Origin of the sequence: Bariatricus sp. HCP28S3_A7 (assembly GCF_052066375.1) — a bacterium.
GTDB lineage: Bacteria > Bacillota > Clostridia > Lachnospirales > Lachnospiraceae > Allocoprococcus.
Map to the genome: position 1 here is coordinate 33,920 of NZ_JBQHSG010000021.1, position 7,083 is coordinate 41,002.

The window sequence follows — 7,083 nt, forward strand, 5'->3', positions numbered from 1 at the left end:
GGAGGAACAAGATGAGTCAGGCAATAGTGACATTGAAAAAAGGGGAAGGACGAGTACTGAAATCAGGAGGTGCATGGGTTTTCGATAATGAGATCGCCTCTATCGTCGGAGAATTTGAAAACGGGGACATTGTGATTGTTCATGATTATGACGGCTATGGAATGGGACGAGGATTTATCAATATGAATTCCAAAATCCGCATCCGTATGATGACAAGAAAACAAGAGCAGGAGATCAATCATGAGTTTCTCGAAATGCGTGTGCGCGATGCGTGGGAATACCGAAAGAAAACGGTGGATACGGGCAGCTGCCGTGTGATCTTCGGAGAAGCGGATTTCCTTCCGGGACTGGTAATCGACAAATTTGAAGACGTGCTGGTCGTGCAGTCCCTGGCCCTTGGAATCGACAAAATGAAAGAAGAGATCATCGATATTCTGAAAACGGTTCTGAAGGAGGATGGAATCGAGATCCGCGGCGTCTACGAGAGAAGTGACGCCAAGGTAAGAAAGCAGGAAGGAATGGAACTGGCAAAAGGCTTCATCGGCCCGGAATTCGATACAAATGTGGAAATCACAGAAAACGGTGTCAAATACATGGTCGATGTCAAAGAAGGGCAGAAAACCGGATTCTTTCTGGACCAGAAATATAACCGGAAAGCGATTCAACGGTTGTGCAAAGGCGCGAAGGTGCTGGATTGCTTCACCCATACGGGCTCCTTTGCATTGAATGCAGGAATTGCAGGGGCAGACAGCGTACTCGGTGTGGATGCATCCGAACTTGGTGTAGAACAGGCACGTTTGAATGCACGGCTGAACCATCTCGAAGACCGCGTCAAATTCAAATGCGCCGATGTATTCGAACTGCTTCCGGAACTCGAAGAAAAAGGCGAAAAGTTCGATGTGATCATCCTGGATCCGCCGGCATTCACCAAATCCAGAAATTCGGTGAAAAATGCAGTAAAAGGATACCGCGAGATCAATCTCCGCGCAATGAAGATGGTGAGGGATGGCGGCTATTTCGCCACCTGTTCCTGCTCCCACTTCATGACACCAGAATTATTTACACAAACGATCGCGCAGGCGGCAAAGAATGTACATAAGAGACTGCGCCAGATCGAATACCGGACACAGGCACCGGATCACCCGATCCTGTGGGCGGCAGATGAATCTTATTATCTGAAATTTTATATTTTCCAGGTAGTAGATGAGAAGTGATTTTGAGAGTATTAAAAATGCTGAATTAGTTAGGGGCTGCTGTAAATAGCAACCCCTTTTATTTTTTATTCAATATTTTGACCATCAATTACAGTAAAGTAATTTATTTTTTTTGAATTTATATCTGTTTGGAATTTCATTTCAATTTTATGAGTAACGGTTATATCCCCATTTTTTAGTTTGAGAAATGCGGTTGCTAAATATCCATTTTTTTCTTTAGTAACAATTACCTTTGTAATATAATAAGAATCATATTTTTGTAATATGCGAATAGGGATATATTCAAAAGCATTTCTGAATGATTTATAAATTTTAAAATTAGTGAAATAATTTTCCAATCGATCTTCCAGAATAGAATCATATGTTCCTGTTAAAATGGCATTTTGATAACTCGTTTGAATTTTTTTATCATCAGTAAACCATTCCGTAACAAATTTTTTGATATTATATTCTTCATAAAAAAAATTGTAAAATATGGAAGTTGAACACACTATGAAAAGTAATATTAAAATAATTAGAAATCCGATACTTCGATGAATCCTTCTCATAACAATACTCCTTTCTTTTATAAATTTACTTCAAACAAAAATGCACATAAATTCTGGATTCAAATTAACATATATCTGATTACTTGTCAATGATATCTTAAAATACTAATTATTATAATTTTGAATTATATATATTCTGACATTTAATGGGAAATAGGGACGTTCCTTTTGACCCCAGCATCTTGCCACGATCATCGCCCATTGGCTTGCCAGCCGCGATGAAGGTGTGCTATACTGACTTCACGGATAGTCGGGAACACATAAAAGGCGGCCTACCCCTCCATACTTAGAAGGGGCATCACCCTCCAGACGAAAGAAAGGAGGGTGATGCCATTGTTTGTTACATATTCGGATCTGATCCAGATAGGTATATTCATTGTCACTCTCGTAGGATTGTGTTATACAGTCTTTGGCAAAAGAACCGTCCCTGCGATCACAATTATTGTGGGACCGGTGAAGACACAGTTCGGCTATCATTTGATTAAGGTGGAGAAGAAAAATGAGGCGTCCAAGGTTCCATTTGCGGAGGCGGAACCGGGAATCAGACAGAACCTTATGCAGCAGAAGCAGAATGTGGCTTATACGGCAAAGGTGGAAGCGCTGAAAGCGAAATATATGTGATTTTATTGGAGCTTTTTTAATTTCAGGAGAATGAGTGAATGATAATAAGAAAATCAACAATGGAGGATCTCCCGAAGATCATGGAGATGTATGAAGAGGCCCGACAGTTCATGAGGGATAACGGGAATCCGGATCAATGGGGGACTTCAAATCCAAAAGAGGAATGGATCGTTCTTGATATAGAAGACGGAGACAGCTATGTCTGTACAAAAGACGGAGAGATTGTCGGCACGTTTTATTTTAGAATCGGAGAGGATCCGACATACAGACAAATCTATGATGGATCGTGGATGGATGATTCGCCTTATGGTGTTGTGCATCGGATTACCACGGACCGGAAAGCACGGGGGACGGCGACATTTTGCCTGAACTGGGCGGTACGGCAGGCGGGCGGTCATCTTCGGATCGATACGCACGAAGATAACCGCCCGATGAGAAAGCTTCTGGAAAAGCTTGGATTTTCCAGAAGAGGAACGGTTGTCGTGGAGGACGGAACCGAAAGAATTGCGTTTGAAAAAGTGCTGATCGGTGAATAAAGAATAGATTCATAGCAATAGAAGGGGACATTTGGATGGCTGATACTTCAGAAAACACAACAGTAACAAAACAACATATATGCACAGCGCTGCTCGCCCATGTAGATGCCGGTAAAACAACGCTTTCCGAGAGCATCCTGTATTTGTGCGGAAATATCAGAAAACTGGGACGAGTGGATCATGGTGATGCGTTTCTGGACACCAATTCTTTAGAACGGAGCCGCGGCATTACGATTTTCTCAAAGCAGGCAGTGGTGGAACTGCCGAAGAAGCAGATGAAAATGACGATTCTGGACACACCGGGACATGTGGATTTTTCCGCGGAAATGGAACGGACGCTGCAGGTGCTGGATTACGCCATCCTTGTCATCAGCGGGGCGGACGGCGTGCAGGGGCACACCCGCACGTTATGGAATCTGCTGAAACGCTACCGGATTCCAGTTTTTCTATTTATCAATAAAATGGATCAGAACGGAACAGACAGAGCAGCCCGTCTGGAAGAATTGAAACAGAAATTGGATGACGGATGCATTGCATTTGACGGGGCGGAAGAGAAGGACACATTCTGGGAAAATATCGCCATGTGTGATGAAGATGCGCTTGGAGAATATCTGGAACATGGAGAAATCTCAAAAGAAATGCTGATCCGCCTGATCGCAGAACGTAAAGTGTTTCCATGTTATTTCGGATCGGCACTGAAAGTAGAGGGAGTGCAGGACTTATTGGAGGGACTGGAAGAATATACACGCCCTGCCCGTGCTTTACTCGCGCCCGGGAAGACGATCGATGATCTGTCAAATGAATTATTTGGGGCAAGGGTTTACAAAATATCCAGAGACAATCAGGGGAACCGTCTGACGCATATGCGCATCACTTCCGGAAGTCTGAAGGTGAAGGATACGCTGGAAAATGCGCCGGAGTCATTGGAACACTGGGAGGAGAAGGTGAACCAGATCCGGATCTATTCCGGCGAAAAATACGAAATGGTACAGGAGGCAGGCACCGGAATGGTCTGTGCCGTAACCGGACTTGGCAATACCCGCCCGGGCGAAGGACTTGGTATCACGCAGGAAGCAAAAGGACCGATCCTGGAACCGGTATTGAATTATCGTGTGATCCTGCCGGAAGGGTGCGATGTCCATACGATGCTTCGGAACTTAAGACTTTTAGAAGAAGAAGATCCGATGCTGCGGATCGTGTGGAATGAAGAACTTGGCGAGATTCATGTGCAGTTGATGGGAGCGGTGCAGACGGAGATATTGCAAAGCCTGATCAAAGACAGATTTGGCGTGGAAGTGACATTTGGAACCGGAAATATTGTTTATAAAGAAACGATACGAAATGTAGTAGAAGGAGTCGGACATTTTGAACCGCTCCGCCACTATGCGGAGGTACATTTGCTGATGGAGCCGGGGCAGCCGGGAAGCGGAATCACGCTGGATACCATGTGCAGTACGGATGTGCTGGACCTGAACTGGCAGAGGCTGATACTTACGCATCTTACTGAGAAAGTGCACAGAGGTGTACTGACAGGCGCGGCGCTTACGGACGTAAAAATCACATTGATCGCAGGGAGAGCGCATCTGAAACACACAGAAGGAGGAGATTTCCGGCAGTCTACATACCGGGCTGTGCGTCAGGGACTAATGCAGGCAGAAAATGTATTGCTTGAGCCTTATTATGATTTCCGCCTTGAAATCCCATCGGAATGTGTCGGACGGGCCCTTACGGATATTCAGAAAATGGCAGGCGAATTCCAGCCCCCGCAGGCAGACGGAGATTTGACGGTTATAACAGGCTATGCTCCGGTGGCGACCATGCGCGATTATCAGATGGAAGTCACCGGCTATACGAAAGGCAGGGGGAAAATCTTCTGTACATTCAAAGGTTATGAGCCGTGCCATAATTCGGAAGAAATCATAGAAACATCCGGTTATGATCCGGAACGGGATCTGGATAATCCACCCGGGTCTGTATTTTGTGCACATGGTGCAGGATTTAACGTATCCTGGGAACAAGTACCGGAATATATGCATCTTGAGCCGCAGCTTGAGCGGATACTAAAAGAGAGAGAAGAAAGCCGGATGCCCGGAGAGATTCCGGCAAAGGACGGAACAGGGGAAAGAACCGAACAAAGCGCCCAGAGAACCGGAAATCCACAGAATACCGGGCGATCCGCTTCCAAAGCCGGAGCAGAGCGCTATGAACGCCATGCCCGTGAATCGAAAGAACTGGAAGAAATATTTATCCGTACCTACGGAAAAATCGAGCGAAAACAGGCGAACACCCAGAAAACGGTTACAACGCCGGAAATAAAGAAACACAGAGCAAAAAAAGAAGAATCTGTACAGGAATATCTGCTTGTGGACGGATACAATGTCATTTTCGCGTGGGATGATCTGAAAGATCTGGCGAAGACGAACATAGAGGCTGCAAGAGGAAAACTTATGGATATTCTCTGTAATTATCAGGGATTTAAGAAATGTATCGTTATCCTTGTATTTGACGCATATAAAGTAGAAGGATTCAATCTGGAGATTCAGAAATACCACAATATTCATGTGGTTTATACCAAAGAGGCTGAGACCGCAGACCAGTATATCGAAAAGGTCGTGCATGAAATCGGCCATAAATATCATGTAACAGTCGTGACGTCGGACGGTGTAGAGCAGGTGGTAACACTTGGACAGGGAGGGACCCTGATTTCCTCCAGAGAATTCAAAGAAGAAGTAGAGATTGTGAGTCGTCAGATCCGGGAAGAAGCACAAAGCCGCAGAGAAAGCGGAAAGAACTATCTCTTTGACCATATGGATGAGGAAATGGCAAAAACGATGGAGGCAGTTCGCCTGGGGAAGAAGAAATCACCGTTTGAATCGTAACGAGACGATGAAATGACGATTTACGGAAAAGGTAAAAATGGTGATTCGCGAAAAAACATAGAAAGTAGTGAAATGCGATTTGTGGAAAACGTATAGGAGGCGCAGATGGAAAATCAGGAGATACTGACCAATCAGGAACAACAGCATAAACGGCGCGTACGCTATTCGGGGACGCATCCGAAAACATATAAAGAGAAATACAAAGAGCATCAGCCGGAGAAATACGCTGATACCATTCAGAAGGTCATCAGCAAAGGAAGTACCCCGGCGGGAATGCATATTTCAATTTGCGTAAAAGAAATATTGGATTTCCTTCAGATTCAACCGGGACAGACCGGACTGGATGCGACTCTTGGATATGGCGGTCACACAAAAGCGATGTTGGAGTGCCTGAAAGGTGAAGGACATATTTACGCATTGGATGTGGATCCAATTGAATCGACAAAAACGAAAGAACGTCTGGAAAAACAGGGATTTGGAGAAGAGATTTTGACCGTGCGGCTGCAGAATTTTGCAGATATTGATCAAGTATCAAAAGAAACAGGAAAGAAATTTGATTTTATTCTTGCCGATCTTGGCGTTTCGTCCATGCAGATCGACAATCCGGATCGAGGGTTTTCCTATAAAGTAGAAGGCCCTCTGGATCTCAGAATGAACCCTCAAAAAGGAATCAGTGCCGCACAGCGTCTTGTGGGAATCTCGCAGGAGGAACTCCAGGGCATGTTGATTGAAAATGCAGACGAGCCTTACGCAGAAGAAATCGCGAAAACAGTCGTGAATCTGCAAAAAAGAGGTAAAAAAATTGAAACGACCACACAGCTGAAAGAAGCGATTGAACAGGCACTCCGGTTTCTTCCGGAAGCAGAGCGGAAAGAGGCATTGAAGAAATCCTGCCAGCGAACGTTCCAGGCGCTTAGAATCGATGTGAACAGTGAATATGAAGTACTGTACACATTTCTGGAAAAACTGCCGGAAGTGCTGGCACCAAACGGGCGTGTGGCAATACTGACCTTCCATTCCGGAGAAGATCGGCTGGTGAAGAAGTCATTTAAACAATTCAAGAAAGAGGGACTTTACAGTGAGATCTCCGAAGAAGTGATCCGCCCGTCCGCAGAAGAGTGCGCAAGAAATGGACGTGCGAAGTCCACGAAGATGAGGTGGGCAATACGAGAGTAGATTAAATTACAAGTTCAATGAAAAACAGACTAAAATATGATAAACTTCTATCAGGAACAACCGTGTTATAGGGTGGCTGACCTCTATTCTACATAGAATGGGGGTGGTG

Annotated in this window: 6 protein-coding genes; 5 read left to right on the top strand and 1 reads right to left on the bottom strand. The window is 44.9% G+C overall.

Going from position 1 to position 7,083, the window contains the following annotated elements; genetic code table 11:
- The first annotated feature begins 11 nt into the window (after nt 1–11).
- Nucleotides 12–1,214 (top strand): class I SAM-dependent rRNA methyltransferase, encoded by a 1,203-nt coding sequence (locus ACTNA4_RS12430; RefSeq protein ID WP_441030381.1) that lies wholly within the window; start codon nt 12–14, stop codon nt 1,212–1,214.
- 65 nt (nt 1,215–1,279) lie between these two features.
- Here ACTNA4_RS12430 and ACTNA4_RS12435 read toward each other — a convergent pair whose 3' ends face one another.
- The gene (locus ACTNA4_RS12435) at nt 1,280–1,762 is read right to left on the bottom strand and encodes a hypothetical protein (protein WP_427820164.1); all 483 of its coding nucleotides are present in this window, start codon (nt 1,760–1,762) and stop codon (nt 1,280–1,282) included.
- Nucleotides 1,763–2,095: 333 nt separating this feature from the next.
- Between ACTNA4_RS12435 and ACTNA4_RS12440 the strand changes: the two genes are divergently transcribed.
- From ACTNA4_RS12440 to rsmH, 4 genes are all read left to right on the top strand, one after another.
- A complete protein-coding gene (locus ACTNA4_RS12440) occupies nt 2,096–2,383 on the top strand; it encodes a peptidylprolyl isomerase (protein WP_427820163.1) in 288 nt (95 codons plus the stop codon).
- Between the two features lie 38 nt (nt 2,384–2,421).
- Complete coding sequence (locus tag ACTNA4_RS12445) at nt 2,422–2,919, top strand: N-acetyltransferase family protein (RefSeq protein ID WP_427807931.1); 498 nt, start codon at nt 2,422–2,424, stop codon at nt 2,917–2,919.
- Nucleotides 2,920–2,954: 35 nt separating this feature from the next.
- Nucleotides 2,955–5,798: an NYN domain-containing protein gene (locus tag ACTNA4_RS12450; RefSeq protein ID WP_441030385.1), complete on the top strand. Its 2,844-nt coding sequence runs from the start codon at nt 2,955–2,957 to the stop codon at nt 5,796–5,798.
- 105 nt (nt 5,799–5,903) lie between these two features.
- A complete protein-coding gene (gene rsmH / locus ACTNA4_RS12455) occupies nt 5,904–6,974 on the top strand; it encodes a 16S rRNA (cytosine(1402)-N(4))-methyltransferase RsmH (RefSeq protein ID WP_427820161.1) in 1,071 nt (356 codons plus the stop codon).
- Nucleotides 6,975–7,083 lie beyond the last annotated feature (109 nt).